This window comes from Bdellovibrio sp. HCB274 (genome assembly GCF_047306075.1).
GTDB lineage: Bacteria > Bdellovibrionota > Bdellovibrionia > Bdellovibrionales > Bdellovibrionaceae > Bdellovibrio.
Genome location: NZ_CP178623.1, coordinates 1,415,851 through 1,437,039, shown reverse-complemented (window position 1 = coordinate 1,437,039; position 21,189 = coordinate 1,415,851). Strand labels below are relative to the sequence as shown.

Annotated in this window: 18 protein-coding genes; 9 read left to right on the top strand and 9 right to left on the bottom strand. The window is 45.7% G+C overall.

The window, feature by feature from the left end:
* Window positions 1-65: 65 nt before the first annotated feature.
* The 7 genes from ACLWNV_RS07010 to ACLWNV_RS06980 form a co-directional block, all read right to left on the bottom strand.
* Window positions 66-569, bottom strand: a complete 504-nt coding sequence (locus ACLWNV_RS07010; RefSeq protein ID WP_413587215.1) for an OmpH family outer membrane protein — start codon at window positions 567-569, stop codon at window positions 66-68.
* Between the two features lie 40 nt (window positions 570-609).
* Window positions 610-2,994: an outer membrane protein assembly factor BamA gene (gene bamA / locus ACLWNV_RS07005; RefSeq protein ID WP_413587214.1), complete on the bottom strand. Its 2,385-nt coding sequence runs from the start codon at window positions 2,992-2,994 to the stop codon at window positions 610-612.
* A 144-nt stretch (window positions 2,995-3,138) separates the two neighbouring features.
* Window positions 3,139-3,822 carry an ABC transporter ATP-binding protein gene (locus ACLWNV_RS07000; protein ID WP_413587213.1) on the bottom strand — a complete coding sequence of 228 codons (684 nt, stop codon included), beginning with the start codon at window positions 3,820-3,822 and terminating at the stop codon, window positions 3,139-3,141.
* Complete coding sequence (locus ACLWNV_RS06995) at window positions 3,815-5,047, bottom strand: FtsX-like permease family protein (protein ID WP_413587212.1); 1,233 nt, start codon at window positions 5,045-5,047, stop codon at window positions 3,815-3,817. Before ACLWNV_RS06995 ends, ACLWNV_RS07000 begins: the two co-directional genes overlap by 8 nt.
* A protein-coding gene (gene prfB, locus ACLWNV_RS06990; protein WP_413587211.1) for a peptide chain release factor 2 occupies window positions 5,044-6,175 on the bottom strand; the annotation gives its coding sequence in 2 pieces (ribosomal slippage) (window positions 5,044-6,093 and window positions 6,095-6,175; 1,131 coding nt in all). The genes ACLWNV_RS06995 and prfB overlap by 4 nt, the downstream gene beginning before the upstream one ends.
* 70 nt (window positions 6,176-6,245) lie before the next feature.
* Entirely contained in the window at window positions 6,246-6,692 is a 447-nt protein-coding gene (gene ybeY, locus ACLWNV_RS06985; RefSeq protein WP_413587210.1) for an rRNA maturation RNase YbeY, read from the bottom strand.
* Between the two features lies 1 nt (window position 6,693).
* Window positions 6,694-9,105: an HD family phosphohydrolase gene (locus tag ACLWNV_RS06980; protein ID WP_413587209.1), complete on the bottom strand. Its 2,412-nt coding sequence runs from the start codon at window positions 9,103-9,105 to the stop codon at window positions 6,694-6,696.
* A gap of 117 nt (window positions 9,106-9,222) precedes the next feature.
* On the opposite strand from ACLWNV_RS06980, the gene mazG reads away from it, so the two are divergent.
* Window positions 9,223-10,023 (top strand): nucleoside triphosphate pyrophosphohydrolase, encoded by an 801-nt coding sequence (gene mazG / locus ACLWNV_RS06975; RefSeq protein ID WP_413587208.1) that lies wholly within the window; start codon window positions 9,223-9,225, stop codon window positions 10,021-10,023.
* Window positions 10,024-10,226: 203 nt separating this feature from the next.
* On the opposite strand, the gene ACLWNV_RS06970 is transcribed toward mazG, so the two are convergent.
* Together ACLWNV_RS06970 and ACLWNV_RS06965 are read right to left on the bottom strand one after the other, a co-directional pair.
* The gene (locus ACLWNV_RS06970) at window positions 10,227-11,147 is read right to left on the bottom strand and encodes a DUF222 domain-containing protein (protein WP_413587207.1); all 921 of its coding nucleotides are present in this window, start codon (window positions 11,145-11,147) and stop codon (window positions 10,227-10,229) included.
* A 554-nt stretch (window positions 11,148-11,701) separates the two neighbouring features.
* Window positions 11,702-11,866, bottom strand: coding sequence for a hypothetical protein (locus ACLWNV_RS06965; protein WP_413587206.1), 165 nt, complete (start codon window positions 11,864-11,866; stop codon window positions 11,702-11,704).
* A gap of 396 nt (window positions 11,867-12,262) precedes the next feature.
* Between ACLWNV_RS06965 and ACLWNV_RS06960 the strand changes: the two genes are divergently transcribed.
* The 8 genes from ACLWNV_RS06960 to ACLWNV_RS06925 are packed head-to-tail and all read left to right on the top strand — an operon-like array spanning window position 12,263 to window position 21,189.
* A complete protein-coding gene (locus ACLWNV_RS06960; protein WP_413587205.1) occupies window positions 12,263-13,303 on the top strand; it encodes a hypothetical protein in 1,041 nt (346 codons plus the stop codon).
* A 15-nt stretch (window positions 13,304-13,318) separates the two neighbouring features.
* A complete protein-coding gene (locus ACLWNV_RS06955) occupies window positions 13,319-13,939 on the top strand; it encodes a PilZ domain-containing protein (protein WP_413587204.1) in 621 nt (206 codons plus the stop codon).
* The gene (locus ACLWNV_RS06950; RefSeq protein ID WP_413587203.1) at window positions 13,914-14,621 is read left to right on the top strand and encodes a MotA/TolQ/ExbB proton channel family protein; all 708 of its coding nucleotides are present in this window, start codon (window positions 13,914-13,916) and stop codon (window positions 14,619-14,621) included. The genes ACLWNV_RS06955 and ACLWNV_RS06950 overlap by 26 nt, the downstream gene beginning before the upstream one ends.
* A gap of 56 nt (window positions 14,622-14,677) precedes the next feature.
* Window positions 14,678-15,223, top strand: coding sequence for an ExbD/TolR family protein (locus ACLWNV_RS06945; protein WP_413587202.1), 546 nt, complete (start codon window positions 14,678-14,680; stop codon window positions 15,221-15,223).
* Between the two features lie 3 nt (window positions 15,224-15,226).
* Window positions 15,227-15,724, top strand: coding sequence for an ExbD/TolR family protein (locus ACLWNV_RS06940; protein WP_413587201.1), 498 nt, complete (start codon window positions 15,227-15,229; stop codon window positions 15,722-15,724).
* A gap of 4 nt (window positions 15,725-15,728) precedes the next feature.
* The gene (locus ACLWNV_RS06935) at window positions 15,729-19,445 is read left to right on the top strand and encodes a tetratricopeptide repeat protein (protein WP_413587200.1); all 3,717 of its coding nucleotides are present in this window, start codon (window positions 15,729-15,731) and stop codon (window positions 19,443-19,445) included.
* A gap of 14 nt (window positions 19,446-19,459) precedes the next feature.
* Window positions 19,460-19,708, top strand: a complete 249-nt coding sequence (locus ACLWNV_RS06930) for a hypothetical protein (RefSeq protein ID WP_413578248.1) — start codon at window positions 19,460-19,462, stop codon at window positions 19,706-19,708.
* 26 nt (window positions 19,709-19,734) lie between these two features.
* Window positions 19,735-21,189, top strand: a complete 1,455-nt coding sequence (locus ACLWNV_RS06925; protein ID WP_413587199.1) for an AgmX/PglI C-terminal domain-containing protein — start codon at window positions 19,735-19,737, stop codon at window positions 21,187-21,189.

The following is a 21,189-nucleotide window of genomic DNA, read 5'->3' as shown; positions in this document are numbered from 1 at the left end:
CGTATTTTGAAACGGGTCACTTAATTTAAAAAGGGACCTTTTAGAGGCCCCTTTGAGTTTTGAAACTATTTTTCTTTCTCGTAAGCCTTGATCACATCTTCTGTCAGATCAGATTCTGGTGTGGAGTACAAAACGCCCTGGTTGTTTTCAAGAACCAGAGTGTAGCCTTTGTCTTTTGCCAATTTACCGATCACAGTTCTCATTTTTGTCAAAATTGGAGCCGTCAATTCGCGCTCTTTCTTTTGGATTTCCATTTGGCTTTTGCCAACGATGTCACGGTACTTGATCATTTCTTCCTGGAACTCAGCTTGTTTTTTACCAAGTGCTTCTTCAGAAAGAACAGATTTTTTCTTTTCAAGATCTTCGCCCATCTTTTTCAGATCAGCTTCTTTCTTTTCAAGATCTTTTTTCTTTTTGTTGAACTCAGCTTCAAGCTCTGTTTTCGCTTTTTTACCAGCAGAAGTCGCTTGAATAGCTTTTTGCATATCCACGAAACCCACTTTGCTTTCAGCTGCGTGAGCTGCTGCTGCCATCATAAATACAGTCGCTGCGATAATCATTTTTCTCATAAAAATTCCTCCCTAAAATTTTTCTTCTTAAACTTTCAAATTAAAAACTTGGACCAATCGAGAACTCGAATACCGAGGCATCGTGGTAATTCGGGTCACGGTTAAGTGGGAAGCCCCACTCAAATCTCAACACCCCGATCGGTGAATACCAGCGAATCCCCAGACCCATATCTGAATAGAATGTATCGCCAGATAAAACATCGTCAGCGGCACCGATATCAAAAAACGCAGCACCCAGGATCCCCGCATCTTTTACCAGCGGGAATTGCAACTCGGTACGAGCTAGTGCTTGTTGAGTACCACCATAGAAACGCCAAGCTTCGATTTCGGCCTGCTCTGGCGTCATACCTTTGGCGATACTTTCGTTATAGATCTTAGTGGATCGTTTCATCTTACCGACACGGTACGAACGGAAACCACGCAAGGAATAAGGTCCACCCAGTAGGTACAACTCATTGAATGGAACGTCTTGTCCTTCGATACCGTCAATGCGGGCGTATTGAACGTCATTTCGCCAAGTCACGTCCCAGAATAGATTCTTGAAGTAGCTGAAACGCGTGTTAGTGCGGTGATACTTCAGTTGTCCGAAACCGGCGTATTCATAGGAGAAAGAACCGAAGATACCTTTGGTCGGAGAGAAACGGTCATTTCTTGTGTCGTACTCAAGAGTACCCGTCAAAGAAATCGTTTCACCCGAAGCTGTACTCAATGGGAACAACTCAGTATCCGTGATCGGAGTTCCATCAGCATTTTTACGCTCTGTCAGTTCCGAATTGTCGTACTTGGCACGGAGGAAACCGCGGGTGAATTCTGCAATAGGACGACCCATGCGCACAGAAAGACCCGTGTGATTTTCGTCGTAGTCCATACGACCGGTATTCATACTCTTATAGACGTCTCCACCCAACAACCACTCGGTGTCGTTGAAGTACGGCTCTGTAAAAGAAAGCTGATAGAAGCTGCCTGTCCCGCTTAAGTTTAAGCTCGCACCAAGGTTTTGGCCTTTACCCAGGAAGTTCGATTGCTGCACAGAACCCTGCAATGTGAAACCTTGGGAAGTACCGTAACCCGCACCCAATTGGATTTGACCGGTGTTACGCTCTTTCACGATGATATCGACATTCATCACATCTGTTTTTTCCTGATCCACAGATGTTTTGAAGTTCACGTCCTCAAAGAAACCCAGACGCTGGATGTTTTCCATCGACTGACGACGGCGGGTTTCGTTGTAAAGCTCGCCCTCGCGAACTTTCAACTCACGACGCACAACCTTGTCACGGGTTTTGGTATTGCCGATAACATTGATTTTACCGAAGTAAACTTTTTGACCCTTGTCGAATTCAAAGACCAGGTCCATTTTGCGTTCTTTGTCGTTAGCCCGCGTGCGCGGGATTACGTTGGCAAATGCGTAACCCAAGTCGCCGTATTTTGCCGTCAGCTCACTGATGTCTTTTTGCAGGACTTCGAACGAGAATACGCCGTTTTCGTCGATCTTGATCGCCTCGTACAGCTCGGCTTTCGGGAACAGAATATCGCCGGCGAAATCAACATCGCCTACCGAGTACTGCTCGCCCTCTTCCACGTTGAAAGTGATGTAGATATTTTTCTTATCCGGAGTCACAGTGATTTGCGGGCGATCGATTTTCGCCTGCACGTAACCTTGATTGAAGTACATGAAACGCACGATCTGTGCGTCACGATCAAAGGCTTCCTGCTTATACTGACCTGAACCGGACATGCCCGAGAAGAATCCACCCTCTTGAGTGAACATCTTGCTCTTAAGTTCAGTCTCAGAAATGTGCTTCGCCCCTAGGAAGGTGATTTTGCGAACTTTTACTTTGTCGTTTTCACGAACACGGAAAACCAGTCGAACTGTTTCGTCTTTGGTAACATCCTGAACTTCCGCATCCACGCGCGCCAGGAAGAAACCTTTGTCCTCGTAAAGCTTTTGAACTTTTTCAATCGCCTCTTTAACTTTGGACATATTCAAAAGCTGATAAGCTTTGATACCTGTTGCATCAGCGATGTCTTCCGACTTGATTTCGCTGTTACCTTCGTAAGTGATTTCGGCAATAGATGGCTTTTCCAAAACCTGATACGTCAACACCGCTTCTTTGCCCGTCACCTGACGACTGACTTCGATGTTGTTGAAGAAACCAAGGCCGAATAGAGCCTGCACATCGGCGCGCACGTTTTCCGGCTTGTATTCGTCTCCCACTTTCGTGGTGATCTTGCTAAGGATCGCGTCTTTTTCAATCTTACGATTTCCAGACACTTCGATTGCTTTAATGGTTAAACCAGAAGGCGCAGTCTTAGGTTGTGCAACCGCAGTCCCATTTTTCTTGGGCGCAGTCTTTTTTTTGGGAGCTGCAATCGCCGTTGACGTTGCAGTTACTAATAACAAAGTACAAAGAAGCTTAATCAAAGTTCGAATTCTCCAACCGAGAGGGACCCACGAGGAGTCTCATTTTTCAAAAATCTCAAAGATTTCTCGATAGTTACCTTTTAAACTCCGAAATCGTAGCCCACTACCTAAGTCTAGTACACCAAAAACGACCACCCTGACGCGTTATACCCAAAGACCATCTTTCATTCGATAAACTTTTGGGAAGCGTGTGGCGAACGTAAGATCATGCGTCACGATGACAAGCGCCAATTGCATTTCTTCTTTGAGGCGAAAAAACAACTCTTGAATCTTCGCACTGGTATTCGAGTCCAAATTACCTGTCGGCTCATCGGCAAAAAGAATTTTTGGATGACGAACTAAGGCACGGGCAATCGCGATGCGCTGCAACTCACCACCTGACAATTGATTGGGAAAATGGCTTGCACGATCTGCAAGACCCATGAACTCAAGCAAATGCAGCGCTTTTTCTTTCGCAGCTTTTGGAGACTCCCCTGCCACTCGACAAGGAATCATGACATTTTCGACAGCATTAAATTCACTTAAAAGATGATGGAACTGAAATACAAAACCCATTTCGGCGTTACGAAATTTCGAAATCTCTTCGTCGTTCATCGCCAGCAGGTCACGACCTTCAAAAGTCACTTCACCACTGGTGGGACGATCCAAGGTTCCCATGATTTGCAAAAGAGTACTTTTCCCCGCGCCAGAAGATCCTAAAATCGCCAACGCCTCGCCGCCATTGATGTCCATGCTGACACCGCGAAGAATCTCAAGCTCGCCGTTTCCGCTGGGATAAGACTTGTGAATATTTCTGACCGAGAGAAAGTTACTGACAGGATTATTCATTACGCAGCCCTTCCATAGGATTAAGATCAGCTCCACGACGGGCGGGAGCCAGAGTTGCAATAAAACAGATCAACATCGTTGCCACACAAATTGCGATCGTATCAACGAAGCGGATGCTGACTTCGATGGAATCCAGGCGGTAAACCGCGCCGGAAATCAGGCCCAGACGACCTTGAGCCCACTTAAACATCAAACACAAAATGAAACCTAAAATGAAACCACCAGCAAGCCCCACTCCCCCCAGGATCAATCCTTGGAAAGTGAAAATTTTGATCACGTCTTTACGACTTAATCCCACGGTTTTTAGGATTGCGATGTCCTTAAATCTTTGCACGACATTCACAAACAACGTGGAGGAGATATTAAATGCAGCCACGAAAATAATCACAGACACGACAAAGAAAATCGCCGGACGCTGAACTGCCACTGCATCAAAAAGATTTTCATTGGAATCACGCCAGTCACGCACCCAGTATGGCGAACCTAAGACGGCACTTATATTATGACTGGCTTTGCGCGCGTATTCAGCATCGTCAAACTTCAACATCATACCGGTATAACGATCCCCGATGGCCGCCACTTCCTGAGCGACGCCAAGATCAATCATGATGAAACGTTCATTCCATTCAAACTTACCCAGCTCCACGACACCCTGAAGTTTAAAGACGCCGACTTTTCTTTTGAAATTGGAAGGATCGGTTAAGTCTGCAATGGGCAAAACGACACGGAACTCATCCCCGATTTTCAGACCCATTTTTTTTGCAAGCCCCGAACCAATCAAAGCCAACGGAACATCAGACGGCTGATTCAGATCGGCCGAGCCTTCTTTCACACGACTTTGCAAATTCAGGGTTTGATTCACCCGATCCTTATCAATGCCCTCAAGCAACACACCGGAAATCTGCCCGTTGTGCGCCATGATGCCTTCGACAAAAACAAAGCGCGCGGAGCTAACCAGGCTGGGCTCCGCTTTGCGAATGCGCTCTTCCAGTTCTTTCCAGTCATCCGGAAAACGAGAGCGCTTCACCACCTGCACTGAACCTGAAACATCGGTCATTGCCGACTGCAAAGTGGATTCAAAACCACTCATCACCGCCATTGAGACCACCAGGGAAGCAACCCCCAAAATCAAACCAAACAATGCCAGTGGAGCAGAACCACCGAACATGGTTTTCTTTGAATTTAAAAGTTTCCAGGAAATCCAGGCTAATGATGATCTATTCACGAAGGCTTCGCTTCCTGATTCACCTGATCCTTCAGGTAAGCCATGATAAAGCCGTCCAAATCCCCGTCCATCACATCGTCGACCTGATTGGTTTCGAAATCGGTGCGGTGATCTTTAACCATTTGATAAGGGTGCATCACGTAGGAACGGATTTGCGATCCCCACTCGTTGGCTTTTTTGCTGGAATTCATCGCGTCTTTTTCAGCGTTGCGTTTCTCAACTTCAATCTCGTAAAGCTTTGCTTTCAACATCTTCAAAGCCTTTTCACGGTTTTGAATCTGCGAACGTTCAATTTGGCAGGAGACGATCACACCCGTCGGGATATGAGTCATACGAACTGCGGAGTCCGTCTTATTGACGTGCTGACCACCGGCCCCGCTGGAGCGGTAAGTATCGACTTTCAAATCTTCAGGCCGGATTTCAATATTGATGTCATCATCAATCTCGGCCCAGGCAAATACAGACGAAAACGACGTATGACGACGGGCATTTGAATCAAACGGAGAAATGCGCACCAAACGGTGAACGCCCGCTTCGGCTTTCAAGTATCCATAGGCATAAGGGCCTTCAATCAAAAGAGTACAGGATTTAATCCCGGCACCCTCGCCCTCGGTCATTTCGATCACTTGAGTTTTATAACCATGTTTGTCGGCGTAGCGCGTGTACATGCGCAGAAGCATTTCTGCCCAGTCACAGGACTCGGTCCCGCCGGCTCCCGCATTGATCGAAAGATAGGTACTGTTACCATCAAGCTCGCCGTTTAAGACTCGCTTTAATTCTAATTCTTCAGCTAATTTTTCAAGGGAAGTAACTTCAGTTTTTACTTCAACAAAGCTGCCTTCATCCGTAGCTTCAGCAGCCATCTCCAACAAAACAGATGCATCACTCAACCGTGACGTAAAAGAATCAAACTCGCCCACGGCTTTATCCAGCAGGCTTTTTTCCTTGTTGAGCTTTTGCATTTCATCGGGCTTCCCCCACAGCGCAGGGTTTTCCGCTTGAACAGCCAGCTCATCCAGGCGTTTTTTCTTTTTATCTAGGTCAAAGATACCCCCGAAGCTCCTTGGCGAAGCTTTCGAGCAAGTTGATACGTTTTTTAACGTCAGAGGATTCCGTTATGATCGACATTTAATTTCCTACGGTTATTCCGCTGACTTAACAGCGGACCCAGCTATAGTTATAACTAAATGTCAGTGTGTCAAGTGGGGCTACGCAGCAATCGCTCAAAGATAGCGTCCTGCAGATCGAACATCTCTTTGGCATCCTCTTCGTTGGTTTCGTGATCGTATCCCAACAGATGCAGCGTTCCGTGCAGAAGCATGTATCCCAATTCTTTTTGAAAAGTCAGTTTGTGTTCTTTCGCTTGTTTTTTCAGCACATCGGGACACAGAACAAGTTCACCGAAACTGGAAGGATCCATGGAGTCAAATGACAAGACATCCGTGGCATAGTCCTTCCCGCGAAATTCGTTATTGATTTTTTGTGCAGGCTTTTTATCCAAAAACACCAGCGTCAGTTCACGAGCGGCTTTTTCCGCGTTGATGACTTTGCGTTTTTTTAACTCCTTAACCACAGAGTCCATCCATTCCTGAATGAACTTTCTGGGTACGGCGTGTTTGGATTCATTGATGACAAGAACCTGCATATTATCCCTTGTTTGCGGGTACGGATTCGCCCAACTGGCCGCCAGCGGCGCGTGGGTAATCGATACGCTGATGGTATATACCCAATAGGATGCGAATGAAAGCGGCTTCAACCTTGGAAATATCTTTCAGGGTTAAATTACACTCGTCCAACTGCCCGTCAGAGAATTTTCTTTGAACGATGTTTCTGACGATGTTTTGCAGACGCGCGGGTGTCGGCTCATCCAAGGAGCGAGCGGCGGCTTCAATCGAGTCCGCCAGCATACACAAGGCTGCCTCACGAAATTGTGGTTTCGGACCTGGGTAACGGAAATCCTGATCACTGATTTCCGGATCTTCTTCTTTTTTCAGATCCAGAGCTTTGTTGTAGAAATAGGAAATCAATGTCGTTCCGTGATGCTGGATAATACCGTCGATAATTGGTTTACCCAATTTGTACGTCACACCCATCTCGACCCCGTCTTTAACGTGGGCAATCAGCAGCGTTTTACTCATGAACGGAGAAATATGATCATGGGGATTATTTCCCGGCTTTTGATTTTCGATGAAATAGTTTGCGTGCTCCATCTTACCGATGTCGTGGTAGTAGCACATAACTTTTCCTAGGAGTGAATTAGCTTCGATCTCTTCAGCCGCCGCCTCCACCATCGAACCCACCATCATAGAGTGATGGTACGTGCCCGGGGCTTTTACGATCATGTCTTTTAGAAGCGGATGATTCAGGTTTGAAAGCTCCAGCAGTTTTACGTCTGTGGTGTAGTTGAATGCTGATTCCAGAAGTGGAATGAACATCATCGCGCACAGGGAACTTAGAATACCGCCGATGAAGCCTGCTGGAATTGCAAACAGGATTTCGCGCGCTGCTCCCTCTTGATCAAAGCGAGTCATGGTCAATACGAAGGCGATGACCAGGGCATTCACGACACCTGTTCTTACTCCGGCAAAATAGATGTCATTACGGGTTTTGCAGTTGAACACCCCGCGGGCTGCAGCGATACCGCCGATCATACTGAATACCATCAGGGCATAGTTGTAATCGACCATGATTCCCAGACACAGGGACATGAAGGCTGTGAACAACCAGACAATTTCGCCTGAAGTGATCAGTAAGCCTACTAACATTGGACCTGTGGCAATGGGTGCTGCATACAGGAAGAATGTCGCTGGAAGCAGATGTCCGAGTTTGGAAATGAAGGCCGCATCAATAACGAACAGATAGACCTTCGTGAATAAAACTGTGCCGTAGGCAATCAGCATCATTACGACCAGGTCTTTGAATTCTACTTTAACTTGGTTAATTGAAAAACGTTTCAGGTACGAGAAGAAGACGATGATCGCCATGGATAAAACCAATGCCATCGCGAGTGCTGCCAAGTCTTTGCGTTTATCGGACTGAATGGTTTCGATTTGCTTGATCACCGCCATGTGGAATGGCTGTATGACCGACCCTTGCGCCACAATCACCTGGTTCTTTTTGATGGTGATATTCACCGGGATCACGGCATCGCGGGCTGCCTGTTTGCGGCTGGCCGTTTCTTGCTTGTTTAACGTCAGATTCGGCACCAACAGGGATCTGGCGAAATAAAGAATATTGGCGCGGTCCCCTTCGGTAAAACGATCCACATCCTTGCGATCATCCAAACCGAAATGATCAGGATCCTGGATGTCCACCACTTCGCTGCGAACAATGCTGAACTCGCGGCCCAGATTGTTTCTGTGAACTACGCGGGCCACGATCGTTGTTTGTCCCGCAGGAATAAAACGATCCGGGGCTTCGGCGATCTTTTGCTCGTACCAGTTTTCAAGGTTGCGAATCATGATCGCTTCAATGCGGGCGCTGAACTTGTTATCGACCAGCCACTCGAACATGAAGTCTGAAACCGGGCTTCCCAGTTCTGTTTCGAATTCTTTTTTATATTTGGTGAAATCTTTTACCTTCGCGCGGTAAGCCGCCGGCTGTTTCGGCCATGTGGTTTCGCGGTGGTAATTTCGCATCGAGCGGAAAGAATGAATAAGCCCCAAAGAGACCCGTTCAAACACGCTGGTATCGAAGTCGTAAACGACCGGTACCGCAGTTTCGGTTTTAAAACGCTTTTCTTCGGTGGTGACCTCGTCGGTCATCTCGAATGCAATCGGTGAAGCCACGTCAAAGCTGGCTACATCCCCTACGCTAAAATTGTACGGAACTTCGAACTGATAGAAAATGGTGTAGGACAAAAGCACGCAGTAGAGGAAAATCATCGCTGCGCGACGGACGAAAAGGCGCTCTTCCAGCATGTGCAGTGCACGACCAAAGAAAGTCTTCTCTAAGCCAATGGAATCCACCCAGTCCAAGAATTTTAGACTGTGATCTTCGTAATTCACCCGAGTCGCTGGACTCTCGCTTTTTTTAGAACCTTTTCCACGCTGAGGCATAGTATTAAGACTGTTGTCCTTATCCCGATTAGCGTATCGCTAATTAACTTAATTGTCGAAATCACTCTGTGTTTGCGCTAAGATAGAGCGGATTCCATCAAAAAGTCGAGGCGCTGTATGGCAAAAACTCCCGCTAATTTACGTAACATTGAGTCCTTGGTCGAGATCGTCGCAAGCCTGCGCGGTCCCGATGGCTGCCCTTGGGATAAAGAGCAGACTCACGAGTCACTGACTCAATATGCGGTTGAGGAGACTTTTGAATTGGTGGAGGCCATTGAATCTACTGGAGTTGCGCGCGATCAGAAGATGAAAGATGAGCTGGGAGATGTATTGTTCCAAGTCCTTCTGCACTCTCAATTAGCGTCTGAACGTGGAGCATTTACTCTGGATGATGTGATCGAAAATGTGGCAGAAAAATTGGTGCGCCGCCATCCTCATGTGTTTGGAGATGTGAAGGTTTCCAGCTCTGCCGATGTGGTTAAAAATTGGGAAGAGATTAAAAAGCAGGAAAAAGGTGCGAAGTCTGAATATAGCTTGAACGTCCCGGCCCTGCCCGCTCTGCAACGCGCTTACAAAATAGGCAAACGCACTGAAAAGTTTAAATTCGACTGGGAAAACGTCGAAGGCGTGATGTTGAAGGTCGAAGAAGAATTCGATGAACTGCGCGAAGCCCTGGACAACGACGTGGACTCCGAAATCGAACACGAACTGGGTGACGTGTTATTTTCCTTAGCCCAATTAGGCCGCCACCTGAACATGGAACCGGAACAAGTCCTACGCAAAGGCAACGCCCGCTTCGAAGAACGCTTCAACAAAATGGTAGAACTAGCTCGCGCCGAAGGCATCGACTGGGGCACCCTCACCACCGAAGGCAAAGAAGGCTACTGGCTAAAAGCAAAAGCCTTGCTTAAAAAGTAGTTTTATTCCCCCCACAGGCAAACTGCAATCGCTTCAAACCAAACCCCTCCAGAATATACAAGCCGCCCATCCCAGCGACTGGCGGCTGCTGAATCTGTTTGCGTCCGTCAGTCTGCTCATTCACCAAATTCTAAATTAAAGTCCTTCTCCTATCCTGTGTAATACTTTTGAAATCATTCATCGACAGTAAGCCTCTTCATTTCTTATGAAATGTTCCTAATTCCGGCCTCACGCATATATTTCAATTTGTTGTGGGCTGCGCAGAGCACTTTCAGGTTCTCAAGCTGATCAGATCCCTGAGCCCAACGGCTTTGTTTGTGATCAATCTGCAAAAGCCATTTGCTTTCACATCGTCGCCCCGTTTTAGTATCCACCCACTGGCAGCATGGTTGCTTTGCTATTAAGATCTTTCTCTTCGCGGAAGTTAACTGTGCCGAGGGACTTGATTGACCCGTAATATTCACCGCCACGGTGGCAGTGGCTAAATCTACCGCAGATACTTTTGCAGCAGTTTTCTGCTTAATCACTTTTTCTGCAAGATATTCTAAGAATACTGCCAAATCCTGAGTGGGAACCGCATGCGATATAAGTTCCTGCGCATGTTTGATTTTAGAGAAAGATTCTTTAGACAATGTAAACTCAATTCGTAAACTTTCATCGGCTTGAACTTTCTTAGTAGTACCCTGTACCGGTGGCAAATCAAAGTATGCAGCAACATGTTGTTGCGCTTGCGAATAGGACTTCTTTCCTAAGTTGTCCAGAACTTCCAATTTCTGCTCAGATGTCACTGGGACTGATCGAGTTCTGATCACTTCACGAGCTGCCTTTTGCACCAATGCAATCTGGCTCAAGTTGAGCTCCCCGCTTTGAATTTTACCTGAGATTTCTGGAACCTCTCGAAGTAATCTTGCCGCATCAATTCTGCGCTGAGCACTTCCTTCGGAATATCCAACACCTTGAACCAAATATTCAAACAAACTTGAGAAGCCAAAATCCAAGTAGCTTTTTCGCGTATCAATTTCTTTTAGCGTCTCAAGAATCTCATGCAGTACTTCGCGCTCTTTTCGCGCCAAGGATTTTATTCTAAGATCCAATTCATTCTGATTAAGCGCCTTCAGGTTCATAAGAATCTCCTCTGAAATTTCAAGCACAATACCACGTGTTTTTAGAAAGAATTCTGGAGAACATGACTGATACAACGCGAATCCAAGCCATAAGCTCCTACCCGCCCTTCAGGGAGGAGATCTTTAGTTTCCATCGAAAATTTTAAAAGCATAAATTTTAAAGCCTAATTGCGCTTCTAAAAGATCAATAAATACCGTCAAGAACTTTTCAAAACTATTCCGTTACAACTGCGATACATCTACCGCCATTTGGCGGCAGCAACAACGATATAAAAATTGAAGCACCATGGGATTCAAAAAAGTTAGCTCCCATGCCACCGAACTAACTAACTAACTAACTAACTAACTAACTAACTAACTAACTAACTAACTAACTAACTGACCGACTGACTGAATATCTATCTATGGTGCGTGTGTGTGTGTGTGTGTGTGTGTGTGTGTGTGAATGGGCTAATGGTTGATGCGCGTGTATATTTGCGTATATGTGTATGTACGTGTGGGAAGCCCTTGCTCGATAGTAGCTGAAGAAGCTCATAATGATTGTTCAAACACTCCTAAGTTACTTCACCACTGCCACGGTGGCGGTGAATGCGTACTGCTAATGCCACAAAGAATTCAAAAATAAAAGCGGTGTGCGTAAATTTAACGATCTCGTTTGACAGAAAATCAGAAACTGGAAATTTGTCGAACTCTTTTCTTGCTTCACAAATATTATCCATGACAGTTCATAGAGTACTTGCTGGGTTCATTGTCACTTCTGCGAAGTTTTGCGGATATAGTTTGTTCGGGCGTGCAAAAGGTTAACGAAAAATAGCTCAAATATTTCGTCAAAAAGTTCTGCAGTTTATGAGAAGTTCTTAAAAAAACACAGACTTAGAGCTCATTTCCACGACTTATTTCCCGCAAAACGTCCATAATATTGACGACTGAAAATTATTTTTTCTGTGCTTCAACACCTCACCCCGTATGATTTCAATGGGTTATCGCGCCTCAATTTGAAACTGATTTTGAATAAAAAAATAAAATCACTAGGTTGGGGCTAATTTCAGTTTTGTTGTGAATTAAACGAAACTGATTCCATCACGAACATGGTGGGGCTCAGGAGGGCAAACCGTATGATCAATCAAATCGCTCGCAAATCAGTAGTAGTTGCTTCAGCAATTTCAATGCTTGCTGGTTGCGGAAAAAGCGGAGGTACTTACTCTATCCTCGCTGACTCTGATTCATATAAGCAGGAAGCTGAATACGTTCCTAAGAAAATTGACATCCTTTGGATCATCGACAACTCCGGCTCCATGAAGACTTCACAAGAAAACCTGGCGAACAACTTTAAGTCGTTCATTCAACGCTTCCAAGGTAACAAGAATGATTACCGTATGGCGGTGGGTACAACGGATGCCTGGGAAAAACAGTTCTCTTCAAGTTCTACGAAAGCAAAACTTAGAGATGGACTTGGTTCAGTGAAATCCGGTTACCCTATTATGGATAAAAACACTCCAAACCTTGAAAGCGTTTTCTCCATCAATATCAAACAAGGCATCAACGGTAATGGTGACGAGCGTGCATTTGAAAGCTTTAAGCAAGTATTGCTTGAGCCAGCAAACTCCGCCTTCCGTCGTCCCGATGCATTCCTTGCAATCATCATCGTTTCTGACGAAGAAGACTTCTCTCAAACGGTTGCTGATTTCAGTGAAAGCTATTCAAACACCAAGTTAAAAACAGTTCAAAGCTATATTGACTGGTTGGATGGTTATACAGGTGGAACTACAAACGGTAGAAACTATTCCGTATCAAACATCGCAATTCAGGATGATGCTTGCCGCAAATCTCTTGGTTCTGACAAGTTTCCAAAACGCTACCACGAGATCACTTCAAAAACGGCTGGTATCAACGGTGACCTTTGTGACGACTTCGGTAAAACTTTGGAAATTATCGCTGACTCTGTTATCCAGCTGACTTCAGTGTTCAAACTTACTCGCGAACCAATTCCTGAATCCATCGTGGTTTCTGTGAATGGCAGCATCGTACAACAGGATGCAGTGAATGGCTGGACTTATAATGCAACGACTATGGAAATCACTTTCCACGGTACTGCGATTCCTTCAGCTGATGCGACAGTGAAAATCAACTTCGATCCGAAATCTATCAAGATCTAAGAAAAGGATTGTGTAATGGGTGGGGAACAATCTACAGCAGCGAATCTTGAGCAATGGTATATCCTTCGTGGGGACATGAAATACGGTCCCTACGAATATCGCTCGATGATTACGATGATCCAAAATTCAGAGCTTCAGGATTATAACTATGCCTGGGCTCCACACTTGGAAAACTGGACACTCGTTGGCGAGCTTCCAGAGTTTTCCAAAGACCGCCTGGCGCGTTTGATCCAAACCAAGGATCAATTGTCAGGGGCTTTTGTTGAAAGAAAATTTCCACGTAAAGATTTAGTGACCGCAGTCTACGCGCACAATGATCATTCCTTTTTTGATGGGAACACATTGAGCGTGAGTGAGAACGGAGCCCTGGTCCTTTTGAACGACCCGCTCCTGTACTTAGGTCAAAAAATCATGCTACATTTCAGAGTTTCTGAAAACAATCCTGTAGCATTTAATGTTCTTTGCGAAATTGTCCGAAAGAACTATTCGAAACAACGTTTAAACGTAAAATCCGGCCTGCACTATGCTGTTCGTTTCCTCCAGGTGCCTGAGGCTGGTTCGACACAATTAACTAAATGGTCTCGCGGTGGCGGTTCCAAGGAGGAAACAAATGGCATTCTTAAAGTTCATGAATGAGTCTGGCGTCGTAGGCTGGCTGATTCTTCTAACCGGTATCGGTGCTCTGGTATTGATCGCTGAGCGCGCGAAAATGCTCTACAAAGAGTACGGTATGAATGTCGATGAGTTCATGGGTAAAGTCCAGACTCTGGTATTGGCTAAGAAACACGACGAAGCTTTGCTTCTTTGCGCGCAACTTGAGAAAAAACCTCTGGCTGCAGCTTTCAAAACGATCCTTGAAAAAGCGGATCGTGATGATGACACAATCTTCCAGGCACACGATATCGCGTTGTCTGAAAACGTACCTTTGTACACTAAACGCCTGCACTACCTTTCCATGCTTGCCAACGTGGCAACTTTGATGGGCCTTTTGGGTACTATCCACGGTCTGATCCTGTCGTTCCAAGCGGTTGCGGCAGCTGACCCGGCATTGAAACAACAATTGTTGGCACAAGGTATCTCAGTATCCATGTATACGACGGCTTTGGGTCTTGCAGTTGCGATTCCTGCGATGGTGTTCTTCTCAGTGTTGACTTCCCGTCAAAATGAATTGATGGAAGAAATGATGGAAAAATGCGGTAAACTTGCAGAGCTTCTGACAAGTGCGCACATTCCAAATCTTTCCCGTCAAAACGTTTTCCCAGACCAAGTTGCTGCTCCAAAAGTGACTCCTCCGTCTGCTCCAGGCAAGGCTTCTTAATTGAAGCCTTCGGGCACTTTCCGAGAGTGAGCTTTTAATTAATATTGGGTGGGTATATGAGACGCGCAAGAAAAATCAAAATTAACCATAACAGTGAATTCGAATTGGACTTGGCTCCACTTCTAGCCGTGATGGTAAAACTTGTTCCGGTTCTATTGTTGTCGTCTGCCTTTGTTCAGATGATGGTGATCGAAACAGAACTTCCTCAGGTGGTTTCTGAAGCGATTCAGCGTAACGACGAAAAAGACAAACCAACGATCATCGCTTTGGATGTTGATTCCAAAGAGGGTTTTACAATCACTGTTAATAAAGCCGGTAAAGAAAGCACATTGTCTGTTCCGTTGAAAGACGGAAATCTGGACATGCCTGCCCTTCACCAGAAGCTGGTGGAAGTAAAACAGGCAAATCCTGAAGTATTTAAAATCGAACTGAATCCTGATTCCAAAGTGGCTTATAACGTCATCGTTAAGGTGATGGACGAAGCACGTCAGGCTCATGATTCAAAAGTCACATTCCCCGTGTTTGACACCAAACAAGGTAAGAATGTGGATACCAAGTACATGTTCCCAGAGGTTGTCTTTGCGAACATGATGGAGGGCTAGCTCATGGCACGCCGTCGTGGATTTCAATTAAAGAAACAAACTTCAACATTTACTCTGAACATCACCTCGATGACGGATATGTTTACCATCCTGCTGGTGTTCCTATTACAAAGTTACTCAACTTCGACAGTAGAAATCATTCCTGAAAACGGGATTCGCCTGCCAACATCGGCAACTATGGCAAATCCGGTTGAAGCAGTGAAAATCTCTCTTTCCAAAGACGCTTTGAAAATCGACAAGGACAAGATCGCTGATGTGAAGGACACAGAATTCCTTCCGCAGGACCTTGAGGCTACAGATTCGAACTTTATTAAGCCATTGTTTGAAAAACTGGACCATCTTGCGAAAAATTCAACCGAAAAGGAAAAGTGGGTGAAAGAAGGCAAAATCCTTTTGCAGGCAGATCGTGACCTACCTTATGCGACACTTCGCAAAGTTATGTACACTGCTTCAATGGCCGGCTTTCCTCAGTTGAAATTGGTGACCATGGTCGGGGAATAAAACTATGAAGCTGCGCACATTAACTATCATAATCGGCATCCATTTGTTCTCGTTGTTGTGCTTTGCAGAAAAGAATGAAAAAGGACTTATCCCAGAAGTCCGCATGTCCAACGATGAAGGTGAAAACGAAAAGAAAGCTTTGCGTTCCGAGCTGATGATCACTCGCTCTGAAAACAAGGCCATCGAATCCCTTCAGGGCGTTATCAAAAGAAATAAAGGCTCATCAAGTGAGGCGGACCTATGGTACCGCCTGGCTGAGCTTTACATGCGTCGTTCCAAGTCCGGTCGTTTCTTTGATTTGAACCGTGACAACCCGATGATGAAGCTTTCACCATTCCCTATTCCGAATGAAAAAGGTTCTGAATCCGTTAAACGCGCGATGAAGATTTATACCAAACTGGAAGTGGACTTCCCTAAGTTCCGCGACATGGATGCGGTATTGTTCAATAACGCTTTTGCCCACCAACAGGTTGGTCAAATGAAAGGCTCGAATGAGCTTTATCAGCGTTTGTTGACGAAGTTCCCGAAATCCCCGCTGGTACCGGACGGTACTTTGGCGTTGGGTGAGTTGCTTTACGATCAGGGCAAGTTCGCCGCTGCTCTTGAGCAGTTCGAAAACCTGGAAAAATATCCAAACAGCCGTGTTTATTCCTACGGTATGTATAAAGCAGCTTGGGCTTGCTACAACATGCGCGACAGCGAATGCGGTATCAAGAAGCTCGTTCAGGTTGTTAAAAACAACCCTCCTTTGAAAGATGGCGAGGTTCCTACCAACCGCCACAACCTGCGCAAAGAGGCTTTGCGTGATTTGACTATTTTCATCGGTGACTCCTACCCTGCTAACAAACTTTATTCGTTCTTTGAAGGCATCACAAACCAGGATGAACTTGGTGAGGCGATGATGAATCTGGCAAAATTGTACGATTCTCACAGCCGTCAAAAAGAAATGAATATCTTCCTGGATGAGTATATCGACCAGCATCCGAACGGACCGGATGTGGTTAAATCCCATTTGCTGTTGGTTGAAGCCAACGAAACGTTGAAAAAACGTGATCTGGTTTTGAAGCACATGCAAACCGCTTCGGATCTTTGCCGTGCGGACTCCTCCTGGAAATCATCCCAGAAGAAAGATACTATCATCACATCTTGTGAAGAGTCTTTCCGTCGTACCAGCCTGGATATGACGAAAAAATGGTGGGATATCTGGCTTAAGAACAAACAAAACACAGAATTCTCCAACCTGACTCAGCAGTTGTTCAAACTGATGCTGGACAATGAAGATCCTGCGAAACCGGATTTGAAAACCCGTTTTGCTTATGCGGAACTTCTTTTCCAGGTGGGCAACTACGATCAGGCTTCTGTACAATACAAAATGGTGGGTGATAAAACCACAGACGCGACAATGAAGCATGATGCGAATTATGCGGCGTTGTTCTCTATTGAAAAATCCATCGAAAAGAAATCCGACCCAGCAAAAGAAGGTCTTCGTAAAGACCTGGCTGCCAACTATCTTGCCAAACACCCGACTGGCAAATTTGCCACGGCGGTTAAATTCAAAATGGGTCATATCGCCTATCAGGAAAACAACTATCCTGAAGCGGAAAAATGGCTGAAACCTTTGACGACTGTTAAAGGCAACGAGCATGCAGATATCCGTCGCAAATCAGAAGATCTGGTTTTGGATATGCTGAATATCAAAAAAGACTACGTGGGTATCAAAGAGTTCTCGAAACAAATCATGGGTTCGACAACAGATGCCGCTCGCAAAAAGAGCATGAACAAGATCCAGGAAGAAGCTCACTTCACTGAGATCCAGGAGTTTGCAAAAACTGGTGATAAAGACCAGGCTGCGCAAAAACTGATTGCTTACGCAAAAGAACATGACGGCTCGAAACTGGCGCAAGATGCTTCATGGCAGGCAATTGGTCTGTTGTATACGGAAGGCAAAGTATTTGACGCTGCAGAAATGTCCGTTAAGTATGCGCAAAAAAATCCTGATGACAAAAAGAACCTGGATGCATTGAAAGACGCTGCAAAATCCTACACTGAGGTCGGCCAGACTGCGAAAGCCGCGGAGACTTTGGTTAAGATCGCTGATATGGACAAAAAAGCCCGCAACCAGTATCTGGAAACTGCGGCAGATATCTATGTCATGGAAAAACGCGTGAAAGATGCCCGCTCTGCTTACATGGGTATCCTGTCAGCGGCTGACAGCAAAACAACTGAACGCATCTATGGCAAGCTTTTGGATTCTTATAAGAATGACAAAAACTCTCCAGAGTATGATAAATTGCAAAATCAAATCTCTTCCAAAGGTATTGAACCTTATACGACAGAGGCGATGATTGAACGCGCACAAAAACTTCTGGACGCTGGCAAACTGACTGCAGCCTTTGATCTTTCTATGAAAGCAAATGGCCGTTCAGTTCCTCAGGAAACCCGTGCTGCTGCCCGTCTGATTCAAGCGGCGGTACTGGAAAAAGAATTTATTTCTCAAAGCGTGAAAGCGCGTGAGGAAAAATTCGCAACTGTTCTGGCAATCAAAACTGAAAAGCTGGATAAAGCACAAACGGCTTACGTGGGTGCTTTGAAAATGTCCAAGGATCCATACCAACAGTTGGAAGCTTTGCGTGGTATCGACCGCGTTTACGGCAACTATATTGATTCTTTGACGTCCATGCCACTGCCCGCTTCTTTGAGTCCTGATGATCAAAAACAACTTCGCGGTGAACTTGCGAAATTGACGAACCCGATCCAGGAGAAAAAGAACGACAACGATGCGAAATTGAAAGTCCTTGCCTCCACAGTCGGTCAAACGGCGACGGCGGTACGCGCTTACTCCAGTATCAGCGTGGATAAAACGATCACTCCGATTGCGCAATTCCCTGAAGCCGGTAAATGGGGCGTTTTCATTCCTCAGTCTTCAGATATGACAATTGGAAAAGTGTCTCGTTATGAGATTCGCCCAGGTAAAAACTGCAACAAGTCTGCAGTAATGACGGGTCAGATAGAAAAACTGAATGTCTTTGAAGCTGCAGCAAACTGCTACGGCGCGAAACAATACGACATCGTCGAGAAGCTGGGTCTTGAGCTTGCTAAAGGCAAAGAGTCACGCGCTCTGGGCTTGTTCATTGCGAGCGTGGGTGCTGAAGGCAAAGGTTATAACGACAAAGCGATGTGGCTGATTGATGCATCTTTGAAGCTTCAACCTGAGTCATCTCCATACGTGTATCAAAAAGGTCGCCTGACTTATCATGACTATGGAATCAAAGCGGCAATGCCCTACTTTGATAAGGCGATGAATATGCAAATTCCTTCGACAGAAATCGAAACTTTCGCAGGAGTGAAGGCCTTCTCAGAGGGAGATTTTAGTCGCGCAGTGGATAAATTCTCTGCACTGGGTAAAGATCAGTTGTATACTTTAAATGTGGGAACGCTTTTGAGTGAATCATATGCTCAAAAGGGTCAGGTCGATAAAGCCTTGGCAATGATCAAAGATTTGATCGCTGCTAACAAAAAAGACAATGTCGACTATCTTCTGGAACAAGCTCATATCCTTGAGACTTTCAAAGGAAGCCCCACGCTAGCGTTGGATTCCTACGAAAAGGCATTCAAAGCCAGCAGCGCGCAGGCAGATCTGCGTGAATGGTTAAGCAAAAAAATTCAGTATTTAAAAAATCAAAACAAAGTCGGTCAGCACGTAATCTCGGGAGACTTGTAGTATGGAGGGTACAAGTGAAAGCTTTCATCCAATTGATGACTGTTTTTCTTCTCTTGGGGTCAGCGACTGCCTTTGCCAAGCAAAAGACAGTCCGTAAAGTCCAAGAAGTCAATTTCGGTGATATGAACCTCAAGGGTACAGTTCGTAACCCTGACGGCGCTTATCTTGTGCAAAAACGGGGTATCAAATTTATGCCTCTGTACGATGTGCAAAAAGATATGGATGGCCGCATCAGGGAATCAGCTTTGTACCTGAACAACTAAGATTAGTTATTATTTGAGGGGTTTATATGCTCACGTTGATTGTACGTCAGTCCTTAAAAAACGGGACTGCAAAAACTTGGAAATTGAGACCAACAAGCGCAGCACAAACGTTTGGCTCTTCCCGCCTTGCGGATGTGATTTCAATTTCTCCGGAGACCAAAGGTATCCAGGGGTTGTTTGAATATCGTGACGGCCAATGGTTCTATGTTGATATGGATATGGCTACCTCCAGCGGATTGAGTCAATCCCCGGCCATGGCATTGAACAAGGACAGCAAGGTCACACTTTCTGATTGCACAATTACTTTTGAACCAATTAAAAAAGAGACGAATCTTTATGCCCAGCTTGAAAAAACAGGCAGCGATGAATCCACGGGCAAAAAGTTTCAGCTCTTTTTGGTAAAACAAAATGGTCGCGTTCTACAGACCAAGATCCAGCCTTTGAACAAGGTGTTTAAACCACACTTCACCAACACAAAAGTTGCGTGCGTGCCTTCTCAGGAATGGCACCGTCAGACAGTTGGAGATGTGGAAGTGGCGCAAAGAACGCTTTCCATGCAAGACGCCGCAGCGATGGGTCGCTTCAATACATCAAACATGATGGATGAAGACTCTAAAAAAGGCGTGATCCTGATGTTGGGGGCTGCAGCACTGTTTGTAACAGCTGCGCTATTTGGACCTAAGGGCGGTGAAACGGTTGCTCAGGTCGAGCCTCCTAAGATCGCGCAAAAAATCATCGTTAAAACTGAACTTAAACCTAAGCGCAAAAAAGCCGAAGCAGCTAAACAGCAGCAAGTGGCTCAAGCCGCACCAGCAACAGCGCCTAAACAACAGGCAGCAGCTTCTGGTGGTGGAGGCAAGCTTGCCAACATGATGAAATCGATCTCTGACGGTCGTATTTCAAAACTGATTGGTAAAGTGTCAGCACAAGGTGCGAAGAGTGCCAACGTTATGTTTGCCCAGGGTGTGAAAGCCGGTTCCGGTGCTTCCGGTCGTGGCTTGGCAGCTGTCGGCAACATCGAACGCTCCGGTCGTGACTGGGGTGCTGCAGGTAACGGTGCAGGCGTTATGATTTCCACAAATGGTAAAGGCGGCGGTAAAAACGCTTCCGGCATGGGTGGACTTGCTCAAGGTGGCACTGGTAATGCCGGTGTTGGTTTGATCGAAGAGGAATCTGAAATTACGGGTGGATTGGACCGCGAGGTTATCGCTCAGTATATCAAATCCAAATTGGGTCAGATCCTTTACTGTTACGAACGTCAACTGAGTGCGAATCCGGATTTGTTCGGTAAAGTCGCTGTGAAATTCACGATCGGTGGTACTGGTCAGGTTGAACAGCAGCTAATTGGCGATACAACTCTGAAAAATTCCACAGTTGAAGGCTGTATTTTGAATCGTGTAGCCGCATGGAAGTTCCCTGCCCCACAAGGCGGAACGCGCGTGCTAGTTACATATCCATTTTTGTTTAAAAGTACCAACTAG

What these genes read in the sequence shown, in the direction of transcription:
- ACLWNV_RS07010 (WP_413587215.1), bottom strand. Translation starts at nt 569, where the DNA reads ATGAGAAAAATGATTATCGCAGCGACTGTATTTATGATGGCAGCAGCA.
- ACLWNV_RS07000 (WP_413587213.1), bottom strand. Translation starts at nt 3,822, where the DNA reads ATGAATAATCCTGTCAGTAACTTTCTCTCGGTCAGAAATATTCACAAG.
- ybeY (WP_413587210.1), bottom strand. Translation starts at nt 6,692, where the DNA reads ATGCAGGTTCTTGTCATCAATGAATCCAAACACGCCGTACCCAGAAAG.
- ACLWNV_RS06980 (WP_413587209.1), bottom strand. Translation starts at nt 9,105, where the DNA reads ATGCCTCAGCGTGGAAAAGGTTCTAAAAAAAGCGAGAGTCCAGCGACT.
- mazG (WP_413587208.1), top strand. Translation starts at nt 9,223, where the DNA reads ATGGCAAAAACTCCCGCTAATTTACGTAACATTGAGTCCTTGGTCGAG.
- ACLWNV_RS06970 (WP_413587207.1), bottom strand. Translation starts at nt 11,147, where the DNA reads ATGAACCTGAAGGCGCTTAATCAGAATGAATTGGATCTTAGAATAAAA.
- ACLWNV_RS06965 (WP_413587206.1), bottom strand. Translation starts at nt 11,866, where the DNA reads ATGGATAATATTTGTGAAGCAAGAAAAGAGTTCGACAAATTTCCAGTT.
- ACLWNV_RS06960 (WP_413587205.1), top strand. Translation starts at nt 12,263, where the DNA reads ATGATCAATCAAATCGCTCGCAAATCAGTAGTAGTTGCTTCAGCAATT.
- ACLWNV_RS06955 (WP_413587204.1), top strand. Translation starts at nt 13,319, where the DNA reads ATGGGTGGGGAACAATCTACAGCAGCGAATCTTGAGCAATGGTATATC.
- ACLWNV_RS06950 (WP_413587203.1), top strand. Translation starts at nt 13,914, where the DNA reads ATGGCATTCTTAAAGTTCATGAATGAGTCTGGCGTCGTAGGCTGGCTG.
- ACLWNV_RS06945 (WP_413587202.1), top strand. Translation starts at nt 14,678, where the DNA reads ATGAGACGCGCAAGAAAAATCAAAATTAACCATAACAGTGAATTCGAA.
- ACLWNV_RS06940 (WP_413587201.1), top strand. Translation starts at nt 15,227, where the DNA reads ATGGCACGCCGTCGTGGATTTCAATTAAAGAAACAAACTTCAACATTT.
- ACLWNV_RS06935 (WP_413587200.1), top strand. Translation starts at nt 15,729, where the DNA reads ATGAAGCTGCGCACATTAACTATCATAATCGGCATCCATTTGTTCTCG.
- ACLWNV_RS06925 (WP_413587199.1), top strand. Translation starts at nt 19,735, where the DNA reads ATGCTCACGTTGATTGTACGTCAGTCCTTAAAAAACGGGACTGCAAAA.